The organism is Pseudomonas sp. MWU12-2029 (genome assembly GCF_023242425.1).
GTDB lineage: Bacteria > Pseudomonadota > Gammaproteobacteria > Pseudomonadales > Pseudomonadaceae > Aquipseudomonas > Aquipseudomonas kribbensis.
On the sequence record NZ_JALJDY010000010.1, the window covers coordinates 1 to 24,085 of the forward strand.

Consider the following 24,085-nt stretch of genomic DNA (forward strand, 5'->3'; position numbering starts at 1 on the left):
TACGAAGGTTGGTAGACCGGTGATCTGGCAAACCGGCGCGCCCGAAGACGCCCTACGCATGGCCACCATAAAAACAGAAAAAACTCTGAATATAGGTGCGCTATGCGCCAGATTAAAACCGGGCTACCAAACCCGATCGCTGTTCTTTTCAGCGACGAGACAACGATAAAACCCGGCCTGTAAGCGCACAAGCCGGCGGATTCTGGCGCAGTCGTAGGCAACGGCGCAAGGTTGTGTAGCCTGGGGTGCGTGTCTGAACGTGTCCTTTAAACACCACGATTAAACATTCACAAAATCCCCGTTTTTGCATCCAGCTCCAGTACCAATCCCCCCGGCATCTGCACAAAAATCTGCCAGATCCCGTCCTCCGGCACCTGCGCCACCTGATACGGCAACCCACTACCCTGCACCCGCTTCAAAACCAACGCCGCGTCTTCATCGGTACGAAACGCAATATGACTCAACGCCGCCTCATCCAGCGCGGGCTGCTCAATCACATGCACCAGCGCCTGCGTGTCCTGATACAACCACCGCCCGGGAAACGGAAACGGCGGCCGGCGCCCCGGCGTCAATCCCAATAACCCACCGAAAGCGTCCTGCAGCGTCTGCCCATCAGCGGTGTTGAAGGCCAGATGATCGAATGTCCACGTCATGTCTGTCTCCTGCGGTTATTCAGGATTCCAGTATCTGCGCTTGCCAATCCCGGAAAAATCCCGCAAAACGCCAAGGATCTTCAACGGATTTTTACTAATGAGCTCGATCCTCGATCTGGAAATCTTTGTCCGCACCGCTGATTCCGGCAGCATTTCCGCCGCCGCACGGGCGCTGGAGCTGACGCCGGCCGCCGCCAGCATCGCGTTGAAACGTCTGGAAACCCGCCTCGGCATCCGCCTCTTCGCCCGCTCGACCCGCAGCATGCGCCTGACCGAAGAAGGCCGGCGCTATCTGGAAAGCGTGCGTCTGGCATTAGCCACGCTAGCCGAGGGCGAGCAGGCGTTGAAGCAGCAGACCGAAGGCCTGAGCGGCGTGCTGCAACTGGCAGCGCCGTCAGACTTCGGGCGCAATGTGTTGCTGCCGTGGCTGGACGATTTCAAGCGCGAGCACCCGCACATTCAACTGCAATTGCTGCTCAACGATCGGCATGCGGATCTGTTTCGCGAGACGGTGGATGTGGCGCTGCGCTTTGGCGTGCCGAGTGATTCGACGCTGGTCGCCTTGCCGATTCTGCCTGAGCATCGTCGTGTGGCCTGCGCCAGTCCGGCGTATCTGGAGCGCCACGGCACACCGCAGAACCCCGCCGAGCTGAGCGAGCACAGCGCCCTGCTCTACCTGCGCAATGGCCGGCCTTACAACACCTGGCGCTTCCATCGCGAAGACGAAACGGTCGAGGTCGAAGTACGCGGCGATTACCTCAGCGATGACGGCGAAGTCGCCCGCCGCTGGGCGCTTGCCGGGCACGGTATCGCCTACAAGGCCTGGCTCGACGTGGCCGAAGACGTGCGCGCCGGGCGGCTGGTGACCCTGTTCGATGACTGGCATGGCGAGAGCGTGCCGTTCAATCTGCTGTGCCCGCATCGGGTGCAGGTGTCGGAACGGGTCAAGGTGTTGCAGGCGTTTTTGCGCGAGCGCTGCGAGGCATTGCGTCGATAAATTCACTTTGCCGCGGCGGGTGCTTCTGGTATTTGATGGAAGCTTTCCCACCGACAAAAGGATTTCGGCATGAGCTATCGCACACTGGGTCACTCGGGGTTGCAGGTGTCCACCCTCACCCTCGGCACGATGATGTTTGGCGAACAGACCAGCGCGGAAGACTCGCTGCGCATCATCGACAAGGCCTGGGATCAGGGTATCAACTTCATCGACACCGCCGACGTGTACACCAACGGTCGCTCGGAAGAGATCGTCGGTGAAGCCATCGCCCGTCATCGTCATGAATGGGTGCTGGCGACCAAGGTCGGCTTCGGCCCGGTGGACGGCGTGCCGAATCGCAATGGACTGAGCCGCAAGCATATCTTCAACGGTCTGGAGGCCAGCCTGACCCGGCTCGGCACCGACTACCTCGACATCTATTACCTGCACCGCGAAGACCACAACACGCCGCTGGAAGTGACGATTTCGGCGATTGGCGATCTGATTCGCCAGGGCAAGATCCGTTATTGGGGCCTGTCGAATTATCGCGGCTGGCGGATTGCCGAGGTGATTCGCGTGGCGGACAAACTGGGTGTCGATCGCCCGGTGATCAGCCAGCCGCTGTACAACATCGTCAACCGTCAGGCCGAGACCGAGCAAATCACTGCCGCCCAGACTTACGGCCTCGGCGTTGTGCCGTACAGCCCGCTGGCCCGTGGCGTGCTCAGCGGCAAGTACGCGCCGGACGTAACGCCGGACGCCAACAGCCGTGCCGGGCGCCAGGACAAACGTATTCTGGAGACTGAATGGCGCGTGGAGTCGTTGCGCATTGCCCAGCAGATCCAGCAATACACCAAAGAGCGCGGGGTCGGGATTGTCGAGTTTGCGATTGCCTGGGTGTTGAACAATGGCGCGGTAACGTCGGCGATTGTCGGGCCGCGTACGGAAGAACAATGGGATGCGTACACCAAGGCGCAGGCGGTGAAGATTACGGCGGAGGATGAGGCGTTTATCGATTCGCTGGTGACACCGGGGCATGCTTCTACGCCGGGGTTTAATGATGTGAGCCATTTTGTGTCGGGGCGCAAACCGCGTCAGCCTTAAGCACCTATGCTTCGACACAGGTCCCGCTCTCACGGGATCTGTGTCGAATGTTGGAAATATCGATCACTCGGCCAATATTCACCACAAAAACCACGTATCCTGCGCGCCCCGTTTGACCATCACCCCCGCGAGGACAGTTTGTCTAAAGGTATCGCTCTCTCGGTAACAGCCTCGACGCTGTTTGCCGTCATGTATTACTACACCTCGTTGCTCACCCCGTTGAGCGGCGTGGAAATCTACGGTTGGCGGATGTTGCTGACCGTGCCCTGCATGACCGTGTTCATGTTGTTGTCCGGTGAATGGCGGCGGGTGCTGGAGCTGCTGCGCCGGATCCCTGCGCTGCCGAAGCTGATCGGCGGCCTGATCCTCTCATCAGCGCTACTCGGCGTGCAGTTGTGGCTGTTCATGTGGGCACCGCTCAATGGTTACAGCCTCGATGTGTCGCTGGGTTACTTCCTCTTGCCGCTGGCGATGGTGCTGACCGGGCGCATCGCTTATGGCGAAAGCCTGTCGTACTTGCAGAAAGTCGCGGTGTTCTTTGCCAGCCTCGGCGTGTTGAACGAGTTGTATCAGGTCGGCGGGTTTTCCTGGGCGACTCTGGTCGTAGTCGTCGGTTACCCGCTGTACTTCGTGCTGCGCAAATACCTGAAGACCGACAACCTCGGCGGCTTGTGGGTCGATATGACCCTGATGCTGCCGGTGGCGTACTGGTTTGTACGCGGCGGTGAACAGGGTTTCGGCGTGTTCGATCAGTATCCGGCGCTGGCGTGGCTGATTCCGCTGCTCGGTCTGATCAGTGCGTCGGCGCTGGTGGTGTACATCATTGCCAGTCGTTTGCTGCCGTTCAGCCTGTTCGGCTTGTTGAGTTACGTGGAGCCGGTGCTGTTGCTGGGTGTGGCTCTGCTGCTCGGCGAGAGCATCAAGCCCGGCGAATGGCTGACCTACATCCCGATCTGGCTCGCGGTGGTGGTGCTGGTGTTTGAAGGGTTCAAGCATCTGATGCGCCAGCGGCGCCCGTAAGACGCGCAATAAAAAGCCCGGCCTGCAACATTGCAGGCCGGGCTTTTTTACATCTGTTGCAGGTTACTCGGTGGCGAGTACGCCACGACGCACCTGGTCACGCTCGATCGATTCGAACAGTGCCTTGAAGTTGCCCTCGCCGAAACCATCGTCGCCTTTACGCTGGATGAATTCGAAGAACACCGGGCCCATCAGGGTTTCCGAGAAGATCTGCAACAGCAGACGCTTGTCGTCTTTGTCCGATGCGCCATCGAGCAGGATGCCGCGCGATTGCAGTTGATCCACCGGCTCGCCGTGGTTCGGCAGACGGCCTTCGAGCATTTCGTAGTAGGTGTCCGGCGGCGCGGTCATGAAGCGCATGCCGATCTTCTTCAACTGATCCCAGGTCTTGACCAGATCGTCGGTGAGGAACGCCACGTGCTGGATGCCTTCGCCGTTGAACTGCATCAGGAACTCTTCGATCTGCCCGGCGCCCTTCGACGATTCTTCGTTGAGCGGGATGCGGATCATGCCGTCCGGCGCGGTCATCGCTTTCGAGGTCAGGCCGGTGTATTCGCCCTTGATGTCGAAGTAGCGGATCTCGCGGAAGTTGAACAGCTTCTCGTAGAAGTTGGCCCAGTAGGCCATGCGGCCGCGATACACGTTGTGGGTCAGGTGATCGATGATCTTCAGGCCGGCACCGACCGGGTTGCGGTCAACACCTTCGATGAACACGAAGTCGATGTCATAGATCGAGCTGCCTTCGCCGAAACGGTCGATCAGGTACAGCGGCGCGCCGCCAATGCCTTTGATCGCCGGCAGGTTCAGCTCCATCGGACCGGTTTCGATGTGGATCGGCTGGGCGCCGAGTTCCAGCGCGCGGTTGTAGGCCTTCTGCGAATCCTTGACCCGGAACGCCATACCGCATACGGACGGACCGTGCTCGGCCGCGAAGTACGAGGCCACGCTGTGAGGTTCGTTGTTGAGGATCAGGTTGATCGCGCCCTGGCGATACAGGTGCACGTTCTTGGAACGGTGGGTCGCTACCTTGGTGAAGCCCATGATCTCGAAGATCGGCTCCAGGGTGCCGGGTGTCGGCGATGCGAACTCGATGAACTCGAAGCCCATCAGGCCCATTGGGTTTTCGTATAAATCTGCCATGGTTGGCGCCTCATCATTCTTATCAATTAACCAGAGTTATTTGTCAGTAATGCTGAGACCGGTGGGCGGCGCACAGGAAATGCCACGCACACTGCGGGCGAGAAAGTCACCGTAGATCAGTTGAAACCCGAATATCTTCATTGTCGACCCAAGGCTCTTGCGGGCGAGGCTTCTGCTGCCAGAAGACGATTATTATTGTATGCGTAACCCGATTCTACACAGCGTAAATAGGGTTGTCTGCCCTCTCTATAAAATCCGCTTTTTTCGGCCCGGTGCAAGGGGTTTGTTGCACAGCCAGATGCCCGCCAGAATCAGCACGCCGCCCAGGCACATGGGCAGCGTCAGTTGCTCGCCCAGCAGGACGGCACCAGCCAGCACGGCGGTCAGCGGGTTGAGCGCAATGAACACGCCGGAGCGGGTCGCGCCGATCTTGCGGATGCCGTCGTAGTAACCGATGTACGCCAGGGCCGATCCCAAGACCCCGAGATAGATCAGGCTCAGCCATTGCGTCATCCCCAGACTGACCACCGCCGCCCCGCTCACTTCGCCACGAACGGCGGCCAGCGCCCAGAGCATCAGCGTGCCGAGCAGAATCGAAAAGGTCACCGTCTGCAACGGGCCGATGCTCTGGTTGAGGCGGCGGGAAAACAACGAATACACACCCCAGCTCAACACGCAGCCGAAAATCAGCAGATCGCCGATCCACGCGTCCGGCGTCGCGGCCAGCAGTTGCGGATTACGGCTGACGATCACCACACCGGCGCCGCCGATGCAGATCAGGATTCCGATGACTTTCAGTCGACTCAGACGCTCCTTGAACAATAGCCATGAAGCCAGGCCAATCACCGCCGGATTCAACGCAACGATCAGCGAGGCCCGCGACGCATTGATGTATTGCAAGCCGTAAAAGAAACACAGGTTGTAGAAGAAGATCCCGAAGAACCCCAGCCATGCCAGTTGCAGCCATTGCCCGGCATTCGGGCGTGCGAGGGGAATTCGCGCCAGCCACAAAAAACCGAGCAACGCGACGCTGGCCAGCAAGAACCGAAGGCTGGCAGCGAGGATCGGACTCAGGCTACCAGCGAGAAATCGCCCGGCCACCCAGGTCCCGCCCCAGATCATGCTGACCATGGCGAGGTTCAGATAGACGGGCATGTCCGAGGCCACCGGACGGATTGATTCATGACTATTCATAACGCGCTCGACGACGAAACTGACGGATGCCGTATCATTCGAGTAATTGTCTATCATCGTAAAATGAGCTTTTACTCATGACTTTGACCCAGCTCGAAATCTTCTCTCTGGTGGCCGAACTGCGCGGCTTCACCCTCGCCGCCCATCGCCTGGGAATTTCCCAGTCGGCGGTGTCCCATGCCTTGAAGTCACTGGAGCAGGAACTGGGTGTCGAACTGTTTCGCCGGCATCAATCGCAAGTCGAACTCAGCGATATTGGCGAGCAATTGCTGCTGCGCGCACGGGCGATGCTCGGGCTGGCCAACACATTGCGCCAGGAAGCCGCCGATGCGCGCGGGCTGAAAAGCGGCACCTTGCGTATCGGCTCGTTCGGCCCGACTTCATCGATCAGGTTGCTGCCGCGGATCCTCCAGCAATTTCGCCGGGCGCACCCAGGCATCGAGGTTCACATCGACGAAGGGCCGGACCGGCAGGTGCTCCAGTGGCTTGATGAGCGGCGGATCGACATCGGTTTCGTGGTATTGCCCGAAGAACGCTTCGATACGTTTGCCCTGATGGAGGACCAGATGATCGCCCTGCTCCCACTCGACCATCCGCTGGCCATGCAAGCGCAACTGAGCCTTAAAGACCTGTGCAGCGACCCGTTCGTACTCACCGAAGCCGGCTCTTCGGAACTGGTATCGCGACTGTTCAACGCGGCAAGGCTGAGCCCGAATATCCGCTACCGCTGCTCGCAACTGCTGAGCACCCTTGACACCGTGAGCCGGGGCGACGCCATCACCCTCGTTGCCGAAGGTTCGCTGCCCATCGAGTCAAATCCGCAATACGTGAAGCGGCCATTGTCACCCGCCGTGGTGCGCCACATTGGCCTGGCCGTGCTTGATCAGCGTCAGGCATCACCCGCCACTCTGGCTTTCATCAAACTGGCGACTGCACTCGATAACCGCTGAGCGGCGCAAGCGCCAACCGCCATCTATCATGGGCACAGACCCAACGCTTTCCAGAAGGTGCACCCTTGCCCCGCCTGCCGTCGAGAGCCCCACACCACCGCAACAGGATGCGCCCATGCCTCTGACCGTCAGGCCCCGCCGCAAACGCAGCACCCGAATCATCGTGACGCTGCTGTGCGGTTTGCTGCCGATCATCATCGGCACGGTCATTCTGCATATGCAGGCCGAGCGCACGCTGGAACAGAGCTCGCGACAAACCGCCGAGGAAGCCTTGCGCCAGTTCGACCTGATGCTCGACAACACCGCCCAGTCCGCCCGGGAATTGCTGCCGCTGGCGGGCCAGACCTGCGAGGACGTCAAACTGGCCCTGCGCGAACAGGTCACCCGCCGCCCTTTCGTGCGTTCGACCAATCTGGTGTGGGACAACAACCTCTATTGCAGCTCGCTGTTCGGCGACTTCAAGGAAGCCGTCAATCCGGGGGACTACACCCAAGGCAAGTTATGGCTCATGAACGGCAACCCGGTTACGCCTGATACGGCGCTGCTGGTGTATCGACTGAGCGACGGCCGGGGCGGCGCCCTGACGACGCTGGACGGCTATCACCTGAGCAATATTCTGCGCCTGATCGGCCGGCAGACATTGTTATTGCTGCAAGTGGGCAATAACTGGCTTTCGGCCGACGGCAAAGTGCATCAAGGTGCCCTTCCCGAGTTGCCGGTGGCCCAGAGCACGTTGAACTCTCCGCACTATGCCTACACGGTGAGCGCCGGTTTCCCTGAAGATGAAACCTGGAACTACATGAGCGACGAATACCCGCCGCTGTTCAGTCTGTTGATTTTCTTTGGGGCGGTGTCAGGGGCGATCGGTTATATCGTGCAGAACCGCGCAACATCCCCCAGTCACGAAATGCTGCGCGCGCTGGAAGCCGGAGAGTTCATTCCCTACTTCCAACCGGTGGTCTACGGCGACAGCAAACGCTGGTCGGGCTGCGAAGTGCTGATGCGCTGGAATCATCCCAAGGAAGGCCTGGTGCGTCCGGACCTGTTCATACCGTTCGCAGAACATTCCGGGCTGATCGTGCCGATGACCCGTTCATTGATGCAGCAGACCGCTGTGGTGCTCGGGCCGCAGTCTGCTTCCTTCGAGGCCCCCTTCCACATCGGCATCAACATTACGGCCAGTCACTGCCACGATCTGGAGTTGCTGGAAGACTGCCGCGAGTTTCTGGCGGCATTCGCCCCCGGCAGCATCAGCCTGGTCCTGGAGTTGACGGAACGCGAGTTGATCGAGCCCACCGACATCACCCATCAACTGTTTGCACAACTGCGGGCCATGGGTGTGAAGATCGCGATCGACGACTTCGGCACCGGTCATTCGAGCCTGAGCTATTTGAGAACATTCAATGTCGACTTCCTGAAGATCGACCAGACATTCGTCGCCATGATTGATAAGGACGCCCTGTCCCGACACATTCTGGACAGCATCATCGAACTCTCCGCCAAACTGGATCTGGGCATTGTGGCCGAAGGCGTGGAAACACAGGCCCAGGCCGATTATCTGGCCGCGCATCACGTCAACTTTCTGCAAGGCTACCTGTTTGGCAAACCGATGCCGGCCACAGACTTCATCGATGCATTAACTCACCATTAACTAATCGCGATAAAACCGACGGGCTCAGACCGTTCGCACCAAATTGATACAAGACATCGCTGTTTTTACATAAAGAAAAAGTCAGGATTTACTCTTGACGCATTAACTACTACAATTTTTCTTACCTGTTGCTAGATTGGCAGGTGAGCCACTATCACCGAGTCGCTTCAAGGCTCTTGGCTTATAGCTTTGTTTGCGGTTGGTATCAGCCAAACACACTATTGGAGTAAAGATATTGTCCAGACTCGCTGAATTTCGTGCAGCTGAAAAGGCCCTTCAGGAACAGCTCAAGCAGCTGGAATCGCTGAAGAACGATGCCGGGCTCAAGAAAGAAATCGAATTCGAAGAAAAGCTCCAGGGGCTGATGAAAACCTACGGCAAAGGCCTGAAAGACATCATCGCCATCCTCGATCCGAACCCGGCCAAATCCGGTCTGCAACTGACCGCAGCACCTAAAACCCGCCGCGCTCGCGTGGTCAAGGTCTATCAGAACCCGCACACCGGCGAGCTGATCGAGACCAAGGGTGGCAACCATCGCGGCCTGAAGGCCTGGAAGGAACAATACGGTGCAGCCACCGTTGATTCCTGGTTGCGCGGCTAATCCCCCGCAAACATAAAAGCCCTGCAGATGCAGGGCTTTTTTTTGGACAATATCTAACAAATGCAACAATTTCCCGTCTCGAAAGTTCACAGCCAAACAGCCTCTTGCACTGAAACTATGCTTCCGGATGTTGCGTCTTCGCAGGGCGAGCAACTTTGTATTTAATCACTTCAGGTATCTAACAGGCTGCGGATCACCGAACAGCTGACTAAAATTTCAAGCTGTTTCTTGCCGCCACTATTTCATCGACGCTGGCCTTGTAAACCTCGGCTTGCCCGGCATACGAAAGTACATAGGCCTTGTCTGCCTCTACTGCAGCAACCAATGTTTGTGACAGCACATGACGGCCATTTTCGGTGACTGTACAAGTAGTCTCGAGCGCCGCGAGTGAACCGAGCGTGCTCGAATGAACCTTGTTACAGACACTCTGATAACCGCCCTGGAAAAATTCCTTCTGCACCGACTTGCGCATCTCCAGCAACACGCCTTGCAGATTGACCTGATGACCCGTTTCCACACGCGTCATTGTCAACTCCATCACCATCACCTGATTGCCATCGGCATCGTTCTTCACCGCCCGCTGACGGGAAACTTCCGGTGCCGTTTCAGGCAGCGCTTCGACTTGCCAGCCCGCAGGCCAGGTAATGCTCGGCGCATCAGCGCAGGCCGAAGCGGCGATGAGGGACAAGCCGAAGAAAACGAACAGCGATTTGAACGGTCGGATCATTACCAGAGGCACTCGCGGATTGAGCTGCAAAGTCTGAGGCTCGCCCGCTTGCAGGGCAAGCCCGCGCTTTCGGTTTGGCGATGCCGCAAGGCATGCGTATCATTGCGCCCATTCACTCGCCCCAATTTGTTACGGAGGGCCCATGAGCCTGCAAGAACTGAACACTTTCCCTGGCGTTACTGCCACCCCGGACAGCGCAACCCGCAACTTCGTGTTCAACCACACCATGCTGCGCGTCAAGGACATCACCAAGTCGCTGGACTTCTACACCCGCGTGCTGGGTTTCTCGCTGGTAGAGAAGCGTGATTTCCCGGAAGCGGAATTCAGCCTGTACTTCCTCGCCCTGGTCGACAAATCGCACATCCCGGCCGATGCCGCTGCGCGCACCGAGTGGATGAAGTCGATTCCCGGCATCCTGGAACTGACCCACAACCACGGCACCGAAAACGACGCTGATTTCGCCTACCACAACGGCAACACCGACCCACGCGGTTTCGGCCACATCTGCATTTCGGTGCCGGACATCGTCGCTGCTTGCGCACGCTTTGAAGAGCTGGGCTGCGACTTCCAGAAACGCCTGACCGATGGCCGCATGAAGAGCCTGGCGTTCATCAAGGACCCGGATGGCTACTGGGTCGAGATCATTCAGCCGGCGCCGCTGTAAACGCTGAAAAGAAAAAACCCCATCATCGCTGATGGGGTTTTCTTTTTTCGGTCCGGGATTTACGCCGGGGCCGAAGTGCGGATCAGGTGATCGAAAGCGCTGAGGGAAGCCTTGGCGCCCTCGCCCACCGCAATCACGATCTGCTTGTACGGAACGGTGGTCACGTCACCTGCAGCGAAGATGCCCGGGATCGAGGTTTCCCCACGGTTGTCGACGATGATCTCGCCGCGCGGCGACAGCTCGATGGTGCCTTTGAGCCAATCGGTGTTAGGCAACAGACCGATCTGCACGAAGATCCCTTCCAGCTCGACCGTGCGCAGCTCGTCAGTCTTGCGATCCTTGTAACGCAGGCCGTTGACCTTCTGGCCGTCGCCAGTGACTTCAGTGGTCAACGCACTGGTGATCACGGTGACGTTCGGCAGGCTGTGCAGCTTGCGTTGCAGCACCGCGTCAGCGCGCAGTTGTACGTCGAACTCAAGCAAGGTTACCTGGGACACGATACCGGCCAGATCAATCGCTGCCTCGACGCCGGAGTTACCGCCGCCAATCACCGCTACACGCTTGCCTTTGAACAGCGGACCGTCGCAGTGCGGGCAGTACGCCACGCCCTTGTTGCGATATTCCTGCTCGCCCGGCACGTTCATTTCACGCCACCGTGCGCCGGTCGCCAGAATCACGCTCTTGGCCTTGAGGGTCGCGCCGCTGGCGAAGTGGACTTCATGCAGCTCGCCGTTCTTGCCCGGAATCAGCTTGTCAGCGCGTTGCAGGTTCATGATGTCGACGTCGTACTGCTTGACGTGCTCTTCCAGCGCGGTAGCCAGTTTCGGGCCTTCGGTTTCCTGGACGGAAATGAAGTTTTCGATGGCCATGGTGTCCAGCACCTGACCGCCGAAGCGCTCAGCCGCAACACCGGTGCGAATGCCTTTACGTGCGGCGTAGATCGCCGCTGAAGCACCGGCCGGGCCACCGCCGACCACCAGCACATCGAAAGACTCTTTGGCGCTGATTTTCTCGGCCTGACGCTCGATGGCGCCGGTATCGAGTTTGGCGAGGATTTCTTCCAGGCCCATACGGCCCTGACCGAAGTTTTCGCCGTTCAGGTAGATGCTCGGCACGGCCATGATCTTGCGATCGTTGACTTCGTCCTGGAACAGCGCGCCGTCGATGGCGACGTGGCGGATGTTCGGGTTCAGCACGGCCATCAGGTTCAGCGCCTGGACCACGTCCGGGCAGTTCTGGCAGGACAGCGAGAAGTAAGTCTCGAAGTTGAACTCGCCCTTGAGCGAGCGGATCTGTTCGATCACTTCGACACTGGCCTTCGAAGGGTGGCCACCGACTTGCAGAAGGGCCAGCACCAGCGAAGTGAATTCATGGCCCATCGGGATGCCGGCGAAACGCAGGCTGATGTCGGCACCCGGGCGGTTGATCGAGAACGACGGTTTGCGTGCATCGTCGCCGCTGTCGATCAATGTAATCTGGTGCGAAAGACTGGCAACGTCTTTCAGCAGGTCGAGCATTTCACGGGATTTCGCACCGTCGTCGAGAGAAGCAACGATCTCGATCGGCTGGGTGACCCGTTCCAGGTACGATTTCAACTGGGCTTTAAGATTGGCGTCCAACATACGGGCGATCTCCTGACTTTATTTGAGGCGAAAAAAAGCCCGAGCGAATCTCGCCCGGGCTTTTCTATTGGGCGGTGCAGCTTACTGAGGTAGGTGCGGAGTTCCGCCCTGTGTTGCGTGTCTCACAGACTCAGATCTTGCCGACCAGGTCCAGGGACGGAGCCAGAGTGGCCTCGCCTTCTTTCCACTTGGCCGGGCAAACTTCGCCTGGGTGAGCAGCGACGTACTGAGCAGCCTTGATTTTGCGCAGCAGCTCGGAAGCGTCACGGCCAACGCCGCCATCGTTCAGTTCAACGATTTTGATCTGGCCTTCAGGGTTGATCACGAAGGTGCCACGGTCAGCCAGACCAGCTTCTTCGATCAGTACGTCGAAGTTGCGGGAGATGACGTGGGTCGGGTCGCCGATCATGGTGTATTCGATTTTGCCGATGGCTGGCGAAGTGTTGTGCCAGGCAGCGTGGGCAAAGTGGGTGTCGGTCGAAACGCTGTAGATTTCTACGCCCAGTTTCTGGAAGGCAGCGTAGTTGTCGGCCAGGTCTTCCAGCTCGGTTGGGCAAACGAAGGTGAAGTCGGCTGGGTAGAAGAACACTACGGACCATTTGCCTTTCAGGTCAGCGTCCGAGACTTGTACGAAGTCGCCGTTTTTGAACGCGGTAGCTTTGAACGGTTTTACTTGGCTGTTGATGATAGGCATTGATGACTCTCCGTCAGGGTTGTGAATTCGATGGGTGAATCCTACCCACTCACTCGACGGATGGCTCATTGGCAAACCTGATGCTGCTGATTTGTTTTCGCTATTAGCTGACTGTATTAATAGAAGAAAACGATATCTACGACGACAACGGCTTATCCGTAATCCGGGCCATCCCGTGAAAGGGGCTCGCTTCAACATAGCGCATGGCGGACTTCATATCCTTCCAGCCCACGTAATTCATCAGCGACTTGAGATCCCAGCCGCTTTGATGGGCCCAGGTGGCAAAGCCACGTCGCAGCGAATGACTGGTGTAACGCTCGGCGGAAATTCCGGCACGCTCCAGAGCCTGACGCAGCAACGGAATCACGCTGTTGGCGTGCAAGCCCTCCTCACTCAGATTGCCCCAGCGGTCGACGGCGCGAAACACCGGGCCGCGTACGAGCGCAGCTTCAGTGATCCAGTCGATGTAGGCCTGCACCGGGCATAGTTTGAGCAACGCCGGGGCCTGATAGGTCTGACCGAGGTTCTCCCGGTCACCCTTGCTGCGTGGCAGGTACAGGGTGATGCCGCTGCCGGCGTGGGCCTGGACGTGCTCGATTTGCACCCGGCACAGCTCGTCACTACGAAAGCCGCGCCAAAACCCCAGAAGAATCAGTGCGCGGTCTCGACAGGCTCTTAGCAGCAACGGCCGGTCCTGTTTTTCTCGGGCCTCTTTCATTTCCTGCTCAAGCCAGGCAACGGTCTGCTCAAGATCCTGCAGCTGTAACGGCTCGGCCTGTTTTTCCTGCGCGGGATGTAGCGCACGGATGCCCTTGAACACTTTGCGCACCACTGGCGTCTTGGTGGGATCGGCGAACCCCTGACTGTTATGCCACTGCGCCAGGGCCGACAGGCGCAGCTTCAGCGTATTGACCGACAGCACGCCTGCGTGAGCCACCAGATACCGCGCGACGCTGTCCGCCGTCGCCGGCAGGAACCCGCCCCACACGGTTTCAAAATGCTCGACGGCCGCACGATAGCTGCGGCGGGTGTTGTCACGGGTGGCGGCTTGCAGATAGCGATCGATATCGCTCATGGGCTGATTTCTCGCAGGCGTACTGATTTGAAGAAGGAAAATCGGATTTTGACGCTTCACACGGGGTAATACCAGTATATCCCGCCCGTTCATCTTGAAACATTTAACTTTATTTCCAGCATGGTACACTGCGTACTTTGGTGGCATGTACCACAGTACGTAATCGTAGGAGCACATATGGCCCGTGGCGGCGTTAACAAAGCAGTAGTCCAGATCGCGCGCTCAGCGATCCTCGCCCGTGGCGAACACCCAAGCATCGACGCGGTACGCATCGAGCTGGGGAATACCGGATCGAAAACCACAATTCATCGCTACTTGAAGGAGCTGGATGACGGCAGCGCACCGGCAGATCCTTCGGCAGAACCCATCGATGACGAGCTCCTGGCGCTTGTCACGCGCCTGGCACAACGTCTGAAAGAACAGGCACAGGAGCCGATCGATCAGGCACGCGAACAGTACGAGCAACAACGCCAGGCGCTGGAATCGGAGCTGAATCAGCTTCGTCAGGACCATGCGCAGCTGGAGAAGAAGCACGACATCCAGGGCGCAGCGCTAACGAAAGAATCCGAAGCCTTGAGCGACACCCGCTCGATGCTGCAAACCGAACAGACACGCAATGCCGGTCTGAATCAGGCGCTGGCAGATTTCGAATTGCGCTTGCAGGACAAAGACGAGCAGATCCGCTCGCTGGAAGAAAAGCACCTGCATGCTCGAGATGCGCTCGAGCACTATCGCAATGCCGTCAAAGAGCAGCGCGAACAGGAACAGAGCCGTCACGAAAGCCAGGTTCAGCAATTGCAGATGGAGTTGCGTCAGGCGCAGCAAAGTGCGCTGGTTCGTCAGGACGAAATCACTCAATTGCACCGTGACAACGAACGCCTGCTGACCGAGAACCGTGGCACACTGCGTGAACTGAGCCTGCTGCAGGATCAGCTCAAGCAGAGCAATCAGCGTCAGGATCAACTGTTGGAGCAAGCGACGCGTGTCGACAGCGAGCGCACCCTCCTCCAGGAACGCTTGCGCGTGGCGCTGCTGGAGAGTCAGACACTCAAGCAGAGCGTCGACGAGCAGTCGCAGCTCAATCAGTCATTGGAGAAGGAATTGACCAAGGCGCAAGACAGCCTGCGCCTGGCCACCACCGTTGCGGCAGCGCCAGACGCAGCAGAGGCGAAAAAGACTTAAGCGCCGACCGGCGTACGCATGGTGACAAACTCTTCGGCCGCCGTCGGGTGCACCCCGATGGTGTCGTCGAAGTCACGCTTGGTGGCGCCAGCCTTCAGCGCGATCGCCAGTCCTTGCACGATCTCGCCGGCATCCGGCCCGACCATGTGGCAGCCCAGCACCTTGTCGGACTTGCCATCGACCACCAGCTTCATCAGCGTGCGCTCCTGGCATTCGGTCAGGGTCAGCTTCATCGGGCGGAAGCGACTTTCGAAGATCACCACATCGTGCCCCGCTTCACGCGCTTCTTCTTCGGTCAAACCGACAGTGCCGATGTTCGGCAGACTGAATACCGCTGTCGGGATCATCTTGTAATCCACCGGTCGGTATTGCTCCGGCTTGAACAGACGTCGCGCCACCGCCATGCCTTCAGCCAGCGCCACCGGCGTCAGCTGAACGCGACCGATGACATCACCCAGCGCAAGAATTGACGGCTCGGTGGTCTGGTATTGCTCGTCGACCTTGATGAAACCTTTGTCGTCGAGCTGTACGTCGGTATTTTCCAGCCCGAGATTGTCCAGCATCGGACGCCGGCCAGTGGCGTAGAACACGCAATCTGCTTCCAGCACGCGACCATCCTTGAGGGTCGCTTTCAGGCTGCCATCTGGTTGCTTGTCGATCCGCTTGATATCGGCATTGAACTGCAGATCCATGCCGCGCTTGGTCAGCTCTTCCTGCAGATGTTTGCGCACCGAACCGTCGAAGCCGCGCAGGAACAGATCACCGCGATACAGCAACGTGGTATCTGCACCGAGACCGTGGAAGATGCCGGCAAATTCGACGGCGATGTATCCGCCACCGACGACCAGGACGCGCTTCGGAAGCTCTTTCAGGAAAAACGCCTGATTGGAGCTGATGGCATGCTCATGCCCCGGGATTTCCGGAATCTGCGGCCAGCCGCCCGTGGCGATCAGAATGTTTTTTGCAGTGAAACGCTCACCGTTGACCTCGACTTCATGCGGACCAACGATTTTCGCGTGCGCTTCGTGCAGGGTCACGCCACTGTTGACCAGCAGATTGCGATAAATACCGTTGAGGCGATTGATCTCGCGATCCTTGTTGGCGATAAGGGTCGCCCAATCGAAATCCGCTTCGCCCAGGCTCCAGCCGAAACCGGACGACTGTTCAAAGTCTTCGGCGAAATGTGCGCCATACACCAGCAGCTTCTTCGGCACACAGCCGACGTTGACGCAAGTGCCACCCAGATAACGGCTCTCGGCCACCGCCACTTTCGCGCCGAATCCGGCCGCAAAACGCGCAGCACGTACACCGCCGGAACCGGCACCAATCACATAAAGGTCAAAATCGTAGGCCATTTCTTTCTCCTCGGCAGGCGATCAGCATACCCGCCGTCGTCCTTTGGGCAAGCACTCCTGCCGATATAGGGGCGGAAAATGAAAAAGCCACCCGAAGGTGGCTTTTTCGTACAGACAGGTCAGGCGCTATCAGTAGGCCTTGCCGGTCTTGTAGAAGTTTTCGAAGCAGAAGTTGGTTGCCTCGATGTAACCCTCGGCACCACCGCAGTCGAAACGCTTGCCCTTGAACTTGTAGGCCATCACGCAGCCGTTCTGGGCCTGCTTCATCAGGGCGTCAGTGATCTGGATTTCACCACCCTTGCCTGGCTCGGTCTGTTCGATCAGGTCGAAGATGTCCGGGGTCAGGATGTAACGACCGATGATCGCCAGGTTCGACGGCGCGTCTTCCGGCTTTGGCTTCTCGACCATGCTGTGTACGCGGTAGATATCGTCGCGGATCATCTCGCCGGCAATGACGCCGTATTTGCTGGTTTCCTGCGGATCGACTTCCTGGATGGCGATGATCGAGCAGCGGAACTGCTTGTACAGCTTGACCATCTGGGTCAGTACGCCGTCGCCTTCGAGGTTGACGCACAGGTCGTCCGCCAGCACCACGGCAAACGGTTCATCACCGATCAGCGGACGACCGGTCAGGATCGCATGACCCAGGCCTTTCATTTCAGTCTGACGGGTGTAGGAGAACGAGCACTCGTCCAACAGCTTGCGGATACCGACCAGGTATTTCTCTTTGTCGGTGCCCTTGATCTGGTTTTCCAGCTCATAGCTGATGTCGAAGTGGTCTTCCAGGGCGCGCTTGCCACGGCCGGTCACGATGGAGATCTCAGTCAGACCAGCATCCAGAGCTTCTTCGACGCCGTACTGGATCAGTGGCTTGTTTACCACCGGCAGCATTTCTTTGGGCATGGCCTTAGTCGCTGGAAGGAAGCGAGTACCGTAACCGGCTGCTGGGAACAAGCATTTCTTGATCATATAAGTCCTTGAAAGGGCTGTGTGTACGAGTTTCGGCGCAGTCTAATCAGGCGGCGTGCACCTTACAATGCCCCGCACTGGCTAACCGATGTCAACATAGAGAAATATTCTGGCGGATAGTTCAATCCGCACGCAGAAGCTGCGCATTCAGCGTAGCCCAAAGATTCAGGAACACCGCATCGACCCGCGCCCGCTCGCCCGTTTCCCGCTATCATGACGCCTTTGAACCAGCCAACGAGGCCGCTAGATGTCCGCAGCAAAAATCATCAACGGGTACACCGTCGCCAAGGCAAAAGATGGCCAGTGGCATATCACCGCCGCCAACGGCGAAGATGTGTCCGGTCCATTGCCCACTGAAGCGATGGCGGTTGAAGTGGCCGCGGTGCTTGATTACACGCCTCCTGCACCGAAGCGTCGCGGCAAGGATCAAGACTGATCGGCGACCACAAATCCCGGCCCTGCCACTGCGCAGGGCTTTTTTTGGCCCGCACACAAAGACGTGGCCAATCGCTATAACCTTTTCACACTGGCGCTGTCATAGCGTCTAGCCCTCTCCTTCCGAAGACGACATCGCCATGAACATCCGTACCCTGCACCGCATGCTGCCACTGATTGCGCTTCTGGCCCTGGCCGGCTGCGCCACGTCCGAAACGACTTATCTGAACAATGGCGAACAAGGCTTGAGCATCGACTGCTCCGGCGAGGCGAACTCCTGGGCCAGTTGCTATGAAAAGGCCGATGCCTCCTGCGCCGGAACCGGCTATCGCATCGTTGGAACGGAAGGTACGCCTGCGTCGAAGGAAAGCGACAAGACACTGGGTGTCGACGTCGGCAATTACAAGACTCGCAGCGTCGTAGTGGTCTGCAAGTAGGTTTTACATGTGGATTTCGGCGAACTTGATCCCCAGCCCGCGAACGACCTCAATCAGGTCATCCAGACGGCCAAACGATTCGACTTCGTCGTTTTCATCCACCAGAAAATAACTGCGCCCGGCGCTCTTCTTGAAAAACACGATCCACTCACCCGGATTCGCCGGGTTCTGAATCACATGCGTGGCCGCAATCAGCCCTTCTTTATGGCGCTCGCGCACCTGCTCCCGCTTCATGCACATCTCCAGAAATGACAATGCCGCCCAAGCGTGGCCTGGACGGCATCAATACCGATGACTGACAGTTTATCAGCCGGAAATGCACACCGTGGCAGCATTGCGTACGTCCCGAGGACGTATCGGCACATTGGACATGCGTTCATGCAACTTGATACTGCTGCCGCCGGAACGATCCTCGATGTCAAACACCGCCGCCGGGCCGGATGACAATTTCCCCGGCACGATCACCCGAACCCCGTCCTTGTGCGGCTCCATTTGCAAGGCCCCGCGGCTTTGCGCCAGCTGGTCAGCCAGGCACTGCGCATATTCGTGGGGCTTCTTGCCGGAAATGACGTTCATGGTCGGCAACGTCTCGTTAATCTCCGAAACGCTTGCGCAACCACCCATCGCCAATGCCAACGGCACAATGACCACACCCCACTTCATACAGAATCTCCTATAAAGACCGTCGGACAGCATGAATGCCATTTTTCTCCGAGGCTCATTGCATTTAACGCACATGGAATCGCGAATAACTGTTTTTAATTGTCAAAGCAGCGCCCGACGGCCGGATAATAACCTGTCCGGACTGATAAACTGCCGCCAATCGACCTTGCTATCGTTTTGATTTTGTAGAAAAAGCCCTTCTGGAGGCGCCCATGAAATTTATTCACCAGCGCGAGCACCTCAACGAAGACGACATCGTCGTCATCCAGTGCTCGCAAACCTGCAACATCCGTCTGATGAACGACGCCAACTTCCGCAGCTTCAAGAACGGCGGCCGTCACACCTACCACGGCGGCGCCTTCGACACCTTTCCGGCCCGCATCACGGCGCCGAGCACCGGTTTCTGGAACATCACCATCGACACCGTCAACCGCCGCGCAATCAGCGTGACCCGCAAGCCGACCCTGACGCACTCGATCAAGATCATCCGCCGCTCCAGCTCGAAACTCAGCTGATCGGCCCCTCAACGTAAACAGGTAAGCATGACCGTGGCTCAAACGACCAAATACGTCATCAAGTACAAACTCAACGGCGAACGCCGCTTCGAATTCGCCCAGCTGGAAAACGGCACGCCGGAAGAAGCCAAGGCTGCGCTGGATGCCCTGCACGGCCAGAGCGGCGACGTGATCAGCGAGATCAGCGTCAGCAAGGCCTTGTAATACACGGGTGACAATTCGACCGCAAGCGCCGGAGTGTTCCGGCCTCGCGGGCTGCCTAGACTGATCACTTGGACAAGCACCAAGGAATCAGCATGCCGATGTCACCCGAATCGCCCCTCGATACGCTCGACTGGGTCGCGCTGGAACAACAGCTGGATCAGGACGGCTGTGCCGTTATCCACTCGTTGTTGCGCCCGGAAACCTGCGAGCGCCTGAGTGCGCTTTACCCGCAAAGCGAACCGTTCCGCTCGCAAGTCATCATGGCCCGCCACGGCTTCGGTCGCGGCGAGTACAAATATTTGCGCTACCCGCTGCCTCCGGTGGTTGAGCGACTGCGCAATGCGCTTTATCCGCGACTCGTTCCCCTGGCCAATCGCTGGCATGAAAGGATGGGCTTGCAGCAACGGTTTCCACCCCTGCACAGCGAGTTTCTCGCGTGCTGTCACGCCGCCGGTCAACTGCGACCGACGCCGCTCTTGCTGCAATACGGCCCGCAGGACTACAACTGTCTGCATCAGGATTTGTACGGCGAACACGTCTTTCCACTGCAAGTGGCGATTCTTCTGTCGGAACCGGGAGAAGACTTCAGCGGCGGAGAGTTCGTCCTGACCGAACAACGTCCGAGAATGCAGTCTCGCCCGCTGGTGATGGACCTGAGAAAAGGTGACGCCTTGATCTTTGCCGTCAACCAGCGTCCGGTCAAAGGCGTGCGCGGCGATTATCGGGTCACCATGCGCCACGGCGTGAGTCGCCTGCACAGTGGAAAACGGCATACTCTCGGCATCATCTTTCACGACGCAACCTGACCATCATGCACAGCAATTTCGACCTCTTCGCCGACACCGAGCAGCCACCCCGCTCCGAGCAGATTGGAGAGCAATCGTGGGTCTTGCGTGGCTTCGCCCTGTCCCGTATCGAGCAATTGCTGCCGGCGCTGGAATCGGTCATCGAACGTGCCCCGTTGCGGCACATGATGACGCCCGGAGGCTTCAGCATGTCCGTTGCCACCAGCAGCTGCGGCGCTTTGGGCTGGATCACCGATCGCAGCGGCTACCGCTACTCGGCCGAAGATCCAATCAGCCACCAGCCCTGGCCACAAATGCCTGAGGTCTTTCGCGAGCTGGCCCAGGCAACGGCGAAGCAAGTCGGATTTACCGACTTCACACCGGATTCCTGCCTGATCAACCGCTATGTCCCCGGCGCGAAAATGTCTTTGCATCAGGACAAAGACGAACATTCCTACGCCGCACCTATCGTGTCCCTGTCATTGGGCTTACCCGCCATGTTCCTGTTCGGCGGCTTCGCCCGCAGCGACAAGAGTCAGCGCATTTCGCTGTTGCACGGCGACATGGTGATCTGGGGCGGCGTCGACCGGCTGCGCTATCACGGCGTCCTGCCGATCAAACACGGCCGGCATCCGCAACTGGGCGAACAGCGTTTCAACCTGACGTTTCGCACCGCTGGATAACCTCACGGAATTTGACCGCAAGGGCCGGAGTGTTACGGTTGGCGGCACTGGTTAACCTGAAATTCAACAGGTCAACGGACTCTCCATCATGAAAACGCTTTCGACCCCTTTGAACACTCAAGACGATCCACGCTGGGCCGCTGTCGTCGCCCGCGACCCACGTGCGGACGGCCAGTTTGTCTATGCCGTGAAGACCACCGGCATCTATTGCCGCCCGAGCAGCCTGGCGCGCCTGCCGAAGCCGCAGAATGTCGAATTCTTCGACACCGCCGAAGAAGCCGAAGCGGCGGGATATCGCCCCAGCAAACGGGCGAGCAAGGATCAAAGCGACGTGGCCGCGCAACATGCCGCGACCGTAGCCGCAGCCTGCCGGCAGATCGAAAGCGCCGAAGCCCTGCCGGCACTCAACGAACTGGCCGAAGCCGCCGGCCTTAGCGCCTTCCATTTCCATCGGGTATTCAAAGCCGCCACAGGCCTGACTCCCAAAGGTTACGCCGCCGCACATCGCTCCCGCAGAGTGCGGCAACGCCTGGCGGATGGCGAGTCGGTGACCGATGCGCTGTACGACGCCGGTTTCAACTCGAACAGTCGCTTCTACGAATCCGCAGACCAGTTGCTGGGCATGAAGCCCGGCGACTTCCGGGCCGCCGGGCAAAACAACGACATTCGTTTTGCGGTCGGCCAATGCTCGCTCGGCGCCATTCTGGTGGCACAGAGTGACCGGGGGATCTGCGCGATTCTGTTGGGGGACGATCCTCATCAGCTTGTCTGTGACCTGCAGGATCAGTTTCGCCGGGCAAACCTGATCGGGGCTGATGCCGAGTTCGAACAACTGATCGCCCATGTCGTCGGTTTCATCGAAGCACCGGCCATCGGCCTCGATCTGCCACTGGATGTGCGGGGCACCGCGTTTCAGGAACGGGTCTGGCAGGCACTGCGCGAAATTCCGGTTGGCAGCACCGCCAGTTACGCCGACATCGCACAGCGCATCGGCTCACCCAAAGCGGTTCGGGCGGTGGCCCAGGCTTGCGGCGCCAACAGCCTCGCGGTGGCGATCCCTTGCCACCGCGTGGTGCGCAGCGACGGCAATCTCTCGGGCTACCGCTGGGGCGTGGAACGCAAGCGTGAGCTGTTGTCCCGGGAAACCCGGTCTTAACGAATGCCGATGTAGATGGCTACCGACTCGGGGCCAAGGTAGGCCTCGAAGTCGGTGGCGTAGCGGCGCTGGATCTGCGGATTGGCTTCGAAGTGTTTCCAGATCCGGCCCCAGGTGGCGATGACGGCGTCCGGCAATGCGCCCTGCCCCTGAAACACCAGATACTCGCCACTCTCGATCAGAATTGTTTCGAAATCGCTTTGTGGATCAACGACAGCAACGCCGGCGGTCACATCGAAGGCACCCGAGGCATCCGACTCGTAGGCCGAATACACCCCATAAATCGGCGACTCGGTCAGTTTGCCGGGAATGACCTCTGCCAGGTTCCTGCCGAAGAACTCGCCCCACATCGGGCCGATTTTCGCGGTCTCGGCCTTGTGTTCTGCGGCATTGGTGGTTCGAACGCGCAAGCCTGAAACCGTGAACGACTCAACGTGCTGTTGTTGTAAATCCATCGAAGTGCCACTCCCTTTTTTTGAAGTGCGGCCCGGCAGGTCCGCGATGGCGCTTAATGTGTCAGCGATTGACGTCCACGACAACCCGTCCGCGCAACTGTCCGGCGAGCAATTTCGGAGCAGCTTCGATCGCTTCGCTGAGGCCGATTTCGTGGCTGATCAGGGGCAACAGGGCGAAATCCAGATCCTTGGCCAGACGCGCCCAGGCCTCGATTCGGCGGGCCTTGGGCTGGGTCACGCTGTTGATGCCGGCCAGTGTCACGCCACGCAAGATGAATGGGGCCACCGATGCCGGAAAGTCCATGCCCTGAGCCAGACCGCATGCTGCAACGGTGCCTTCGGCGCGAGTACTCGCACAGGCATTGGCCAACGTATGACTGCCGACCGAATCGATCACCGCCGCCCAGCGCTCCTTCGCCAAGGGTTTGCCAGGCTCGGACAAGGCTGCACGATCAATGATTTCGCTGGCGCCCAGTCGCTGCAGATATTCATGCTCCGACACCCGCCCGGTGGACGCCACCACGCGGTAGCCAAGCTTGTGCAACAAGGCAATGGCAAAGCTGCCCACCCCCCCATTGGCGCCGGTCACCAACACTTCACCCTGTTCTGGCGTCACGCCATTGCGCTCCAGCGCCATGATGCACAGCATCGCCGTGTAGCCCGCCGTACCAATGGCCATGGCTTGCGCGGCAGTGAAGGCTTTTGGCAGCGGAATCAGCCAGTCTCCATTGAGCCGCGCCTTCTGTGCCAGACCGCCCCAGTGGTTTTCACCCACGCCCCAGCCGTTGAGCAGCACCTGATCGCCAGCCTTATAGTCGGGATGCGAACTGACTTCGACCGTACCCGCCAGGTCGATCCCCGGCACCATCGGGAACTTGCGCACCACCGGGCTGTTGCCGGTAATCGCCAACCCGTCCTTGAAGTTGAGCGTGCTGTACGCGACGCGCACCGTCACGTTGCCTTCAGGCAACTGCTGCTCGTCGATTGTCTGCAGGCTGGCGCGATAACCGCTGTCGTCTTTGTCGATCAGAATGCCGTTGAACATGACTGCCTCTCAGGGGAAGGATTCAGGGGATCGTGGCATTCAAATAGCACACTGCAACATTTTGCCCCACTCGACTTTCCGCCAATCGCTGAATCCAGCAGGTGATTCCAGATCGGGCGACTATGCTTTT

General features: G+C 58.8%; 28 protein-coding genes. 15 read left to right on the forward strand and 13 right to left on the reverse strand.

Annotated features, from left to right (window positions below):
* Window positions 1-287: 287 nt before the first annotated feature.
* Window positions 288-653, reverse strand: coding sequence for a hypothetical protein (locus tag M5B44_RS22825; protein WP_248740559.1), 366 nt, complete (start codon window positions 651-653; stop codon window positions 288-290).
* A 97-nt stretch (window positions 654-750) separates the two neighbouring features.
* Here M5B44_RS22825 and M5B44_RS22830 point away from each other — a divergent pair, with 97 nt between their 5' ends.
* From M5B44_RS22830 to rarD, 3 genes are all read left to right on the forward strand, one after another.
* Window positions 751-1,650, forward strand: coding sequence for a LysR family transcriptional regulator (locus M5B44_RS22830; protein WP_248740560.1), 900 nt, complete (start codon window positions 751-753; stop codon window positions 1,648-1,650).
* A 69-nt stretch (window positions 1,651-1,719) separates the two neighbouring features.
* A complete protein-coding gene (locus tag M5B44_RS22835) occupies window positions 1,720-2,733 on the forward strand; it encodes an aldo/keto reductase (protein WP_248740561.1) in 1,014 nt (337 codons plus the stop codon).
* Window positions 2,734-2,871: 138 nt separating this feature from the next.
* A complete protein-coding gene (gene rarD / locus M5B44_RS22840) occupies window positions 2,872-3,753 on the forward strand; it encodes an EamA family transporter RarD (RefSeq protein WP_134827061.1) in 882 nt (293 codons plus the stop codon).
* Window positions 3,754-3,816: 63 nt separating this feature from the next.
* Here rarD and hppD read toward each other — a convergent pair whose 3' ends face one another.
* Together hppD and M5B44_RS22850 are read right to left on the reverse strand one after the other, a co-directional pair.
* Window positions 3,817-4,893, reverse strand: a complete 1,077-nt coding sequence (gene hppD / locus M5B44_RS22845; RefSeq protein ID WP_248740562.1) for a 4-hydroxyphenylpyruvate dioxygenase — start codon at window positions 4,891-4,893, stop codon at window positions 3,817-3,819.
* A 246-nt stretch (window positions 4,894-5,139) separates the two neighbouring features.
* A complete protein-coding gene (locus tag M5B44_RS22850) occupies window positions 5,140-6,087 on the reverse strand; it encodes a DMT family transporter (RefSeq protein WP_248740563.1) in 948 nt (315 codons plus the stop codon).
* A 77-nt stretch (window positions 6,088-6,164) separates the two neighbouring features.
* Between M5B44_RS22850 and M5B44_RS22855 the strand changes: the two genes are divergently transcribed.
* From M5B44_RS22855 to M5B44_RS22865, 3 genes are all read left to right on the forward strand, one after another.
* Window positions 6,165-7,037, forward strand: coding sequence for a LysR family transcriptional regulator (locus M5B44_RS22855; RefSeq protein WP_248740564.1), 873 nt, complete (start codon window positions 6,165-6,167; stop codon window positions 7,035-7,037).
* Window positions 7,038-7,152: 115 nt separating this feature from the next.
* Window positions 7,153-8,688, forward strand: coding sequence for an EAL domain-containing protein (locus tag M5B44_RS22860; protein ID WP_248740565.1), 1,536 nt, complete (start codon window positions 7,153-7,155; stop codon window positions 8,686-8,688).
* Between the two features lie 235 nt (window positions 8,689-8,923).
* Entirely contained in the window at window positions 8,924-9,289 is a 366-nt protein-coding gene (locus M5B44_RS22865; RefSeq protein ID WP_064381416.1) for a histone-like nucleoid-structuring protein, MvaT/MvaU family, read from the forward strand.
* Window positions 9,290-9,497: 208 nt separating this feature from the next.
* On the opposite strand, the gene M5B44_RS22870 is transcribed toward M5B44_RS22865, so the two are convergent.
* Complete coding sequence (locus M5B44_RS22870; RefSeq protein ID WP_248740566.1) at window positions 9,498-10,016, reverse strand: DUF4946 domain-containing protein; 519 nt, start codon at window positions 10,014-10,016, stop codon at window positions 9,498-9,500.
* A 142-nt stretch (window positions 10,017-10,158) separates the two neighbouring features.
* Here M5B44_RS22870 and gloA point away from each other — a divergent pair, with 142 nt between their 5' ends.
* Window positions 10,159-10,680, forward strand: coding sequence for a lactoylglutathione lyase (gloA, locus tag M5B44_RS22875; RefSeq protein WP_248740567.1), 522 nt, complete (start codon window positions 10,159-10,161; stop codon window positions 10,678-10,680).
* A gap of 59 nt (window positions 10,681-10,739) precedes the next feature.
* Here the strand turns inward: gloA and ahpF are convergent, their stop codons facing one another.
* The 3 genes from ahpF to M5B44_RS22890 all read right to left on the reverse strand — a co-directional run bounded on the left by ahpF (window position 10,740) and on the right by M5B44_RS22890 (window position 14,071).
* The gene (gene ahpF / locus M5B44_RS22880) at window positions 10,740-12,302 is read right to left on the reverse strand and encodes an alkyl hydroperoxide reductase subunit F (RefSeq protein ID WP_248740568.1); all 1,563 of its coding nucleotides are present in this window, start codon (window positions 12,300-12,302) and stop codon (window positions 10,740-10,742) included.
* A gap of 130 nt (window positions 12,303-12,432) precedes the next feature.
* Window positions 12,433-12,996, reverse strand: coding sequence for an alkyl hydroperoxide reductase subunit C (ahpC, locus tag M5B44_RS22885; protein WP_003224621.1), 564 nt, complete (start codon window positions 12,994-12,996; stop codon window positions 12,433-12,435).
* A gap of 136 nt (window positions 12,997-13,132) precedes the next feature.
* Entirely contained in the window at window positions 13,133-14,071 is a 939-nt protein-coding gene (locus tag M5B44_RS22890) for a site-specific integrase (RefSeq protein WP_248740569.1), read from the reverse strand.
* 177 nt (window positions 14,072-14,248) lie between these two features.
* On the opposite strand from M5B44_RS22890, the gene M5B44_RS22895 reads away from it, so the two are divergent.
* A complete protein-coding gene (locus tag M5B44_RS22895) occupies window positions 14,249-15,253 on the forward strand; it encodes a DNA-binding protein (protein WP_248740570.1) in 1,005 nt (334 codons plus the stop codon).
* On the opposite strand, the gene gorA is transcribed toward M5B44_RS22895, so the two are convergent.
* Window positions 15,250-16,608 (reverse strand): glutathione-disulfide reductase, encoded by a 1,359-nt coding sequence (gorA, locus tag M5B44_RS22900; RefSeq protein ID WP_248740571.1) that lies wholly within the window; start codon window positions 16,606-16,608, stop codon window positions 15,250-15,252. The two genes, M5B44_RS22895 and gorA, sit on opposite strands and share 4 nt — an antisense overlap.
* A gap of 129 nt (window positions 16,609-16,737) precedes the next feature.
* A complete protein-coding gene (gene galU / locus M5B44_RS22905) occupies window positions 16,738-17,577 on the reverse strand; it encodes a UTP--glucose-1-phosphate uridylyltransferase GalU (RefSeq protein WP_007912230.1) in 840 nt (279 codons plus the stop codon).
* A gap of 247 nt (window positions 17,578-17,824) precedes the next feature.
* Between galU and M5B44_RS22910 the strand changes: the two genes are divergently transcribed.
* Both M5B44_RS22910 and M5B44_RS22915 read left to right on the forward strand, forming a co-directional pair.
* A complete protein-coding gene (locus M5B44_RS22910) occupies window positions 17,825-18,013 on the forward strand; it encodes a hypothetical protein (RefSeq protein WP_085710030.1) in 189 nt (62 codons plus the stop codon).
* A 139-nt stretch (window positions 18,014-18,152) separates the two neighbouring features.
* Window positions 18,153-18,449, forward strand: a complete 297-nt coding sequence (locus M5B44_RS22915) for a hypothetical protein (protein ID WP_248740572.1) — start codon at window positions 18,153-18,155, stop codon at window positions 18,447-18,449.
* Between the two features lie 3 nt (window positions 18,450-18,452).
* Here the strand turns inward: M5B44_RS22915 and M5B44_RS22920 are convergent, their stop codons facing one another.
* Window positions 18,453-18,683, reverse strand: coding sequence for a hypothetical protein (locus M5B44_RS22920; RefSeq protein ID WP_085710032.1), 231 nt, complete (start codon window positions 18,681-18,683; stop codon window positions 18,453-18,455).
* Window positions 18,684-18,755: 72 nt separating this feature from the next.
* The gene (locus M5B44_RS22925; RefSeq protein WP_134827072.1) at window positions 18,756-19,112 is read right to left on the reverse strand and encodes a hypothetical protein; all 357 of its coding nucleotides are present in this window, start codon (window positions 19,110-19,112) and stop codon (window positions 18,756-18,758) included.
* 212 nt (window positions 19,113-19,324) lie between these two features.
* Between M5B44_RS22925 and M5B44_RS22930 the strand changes: the two genes are divergently transcribed.
* The 5 genes from M5B44_RS22930 (at window position 19,325) to ada (ending at window position 22,455) form a co-directional block, all read left to right on the forward strand.
* A complete protein-coding gene (locus M5B44_RS22930) occupies window positions 19,325-19,627 on the forward strand; it encodes a DUF1883 domain-containing protein (RefSeq protein ID WP_007958929.1) in 303 nt (100 codons plus the stop codon).
* Window positions 19,628-19,654: 27 nt separating this feature from the next.
* Window positions 19,655-19,831, forward strand: coding sequence for a hypothetical protein (locus tag M5B44_RS22935; protein WP_248740573.1), 177 nt, complete (start codon window positions 19,655-19,657; stop codon window positions 19,829-19,831).
* Between the two features lie 92 nt (window positions 19,832-19,923).
* Window positions 19,924-20,637, forward strand: coding sequence for a 2OG-Fe(II) oxygenase (locus M5B44_RS22940; RefSeq protein ID WP_248740574.1), 714 nt, complete (start codon window positions 19,924-19,926; stop codon window positions 20,635-20,637).
* 5 nt (window positions 20,638-20,642) lie between these two features.
* Window positions 20,643-21,299, forward strand: coding sequence for a DNA oxidative demethylase AlkB (gene alkB, locus M5B44_RS22945; RefSeq protein WP_248740575.1), 657 nt, complete (start codon window positions 20,643-20,645; stop codon window positions 21,297-21,299).
* An 88-nt stretch (window positions 21,300-21,387) separates the two neighbouring features.
* Complete coding sequence (ada, locus tag M5B44_RS22950; RefSeq protein WP_248740576.1) at window positions 21,388-22,455, forward strand: bifunctional DNA-binding transcriptional regulator/O6-methylguanine-DNA methyltransferase Ada; 1,068 nt, start codon at window positions 21,388-21,390, stop codon at window positions 22,453-22,455.
* Here the strand turns inward: ada and M5B44_RS22955 are convergent.
* Together M5B44_RS22955 and M5B44_RS22960 are read right to left on the reverse strand one after the other, a co-directional pair.
* Complete coding sequence (locus tag M5B44_RS22955; RefSeq protein ID WP_248740577.1) at window positions 22,452-22,910, reverse strand: GyrI-like domain-containing protein; 459 nt, start codon at window positions 22,908-22,910, stop codon at window positions 22,452-22,454. The genes ada and M5B44_RS22955 overlap by 4 nt on opposite strands.
* A 61-nt stretch (window positions 22,911-22,971) precedes the next feature.
* Window positions 22,972-23,955 carry an MDR family oxidoreductase gene (locus tag M5B44_RS22960; protein ID WP_248740578.1) on the reverse strand — a complete coding sequence of 328 codons (984 nt, stop codon included), beginning with the start codon at window positions 23,953-23,955 and terminating at the stop codon, window positions 22,972-22,974.
* Between the last annotated feature and the right edge of the window lie 130 nt (window positions 23,956-24,085).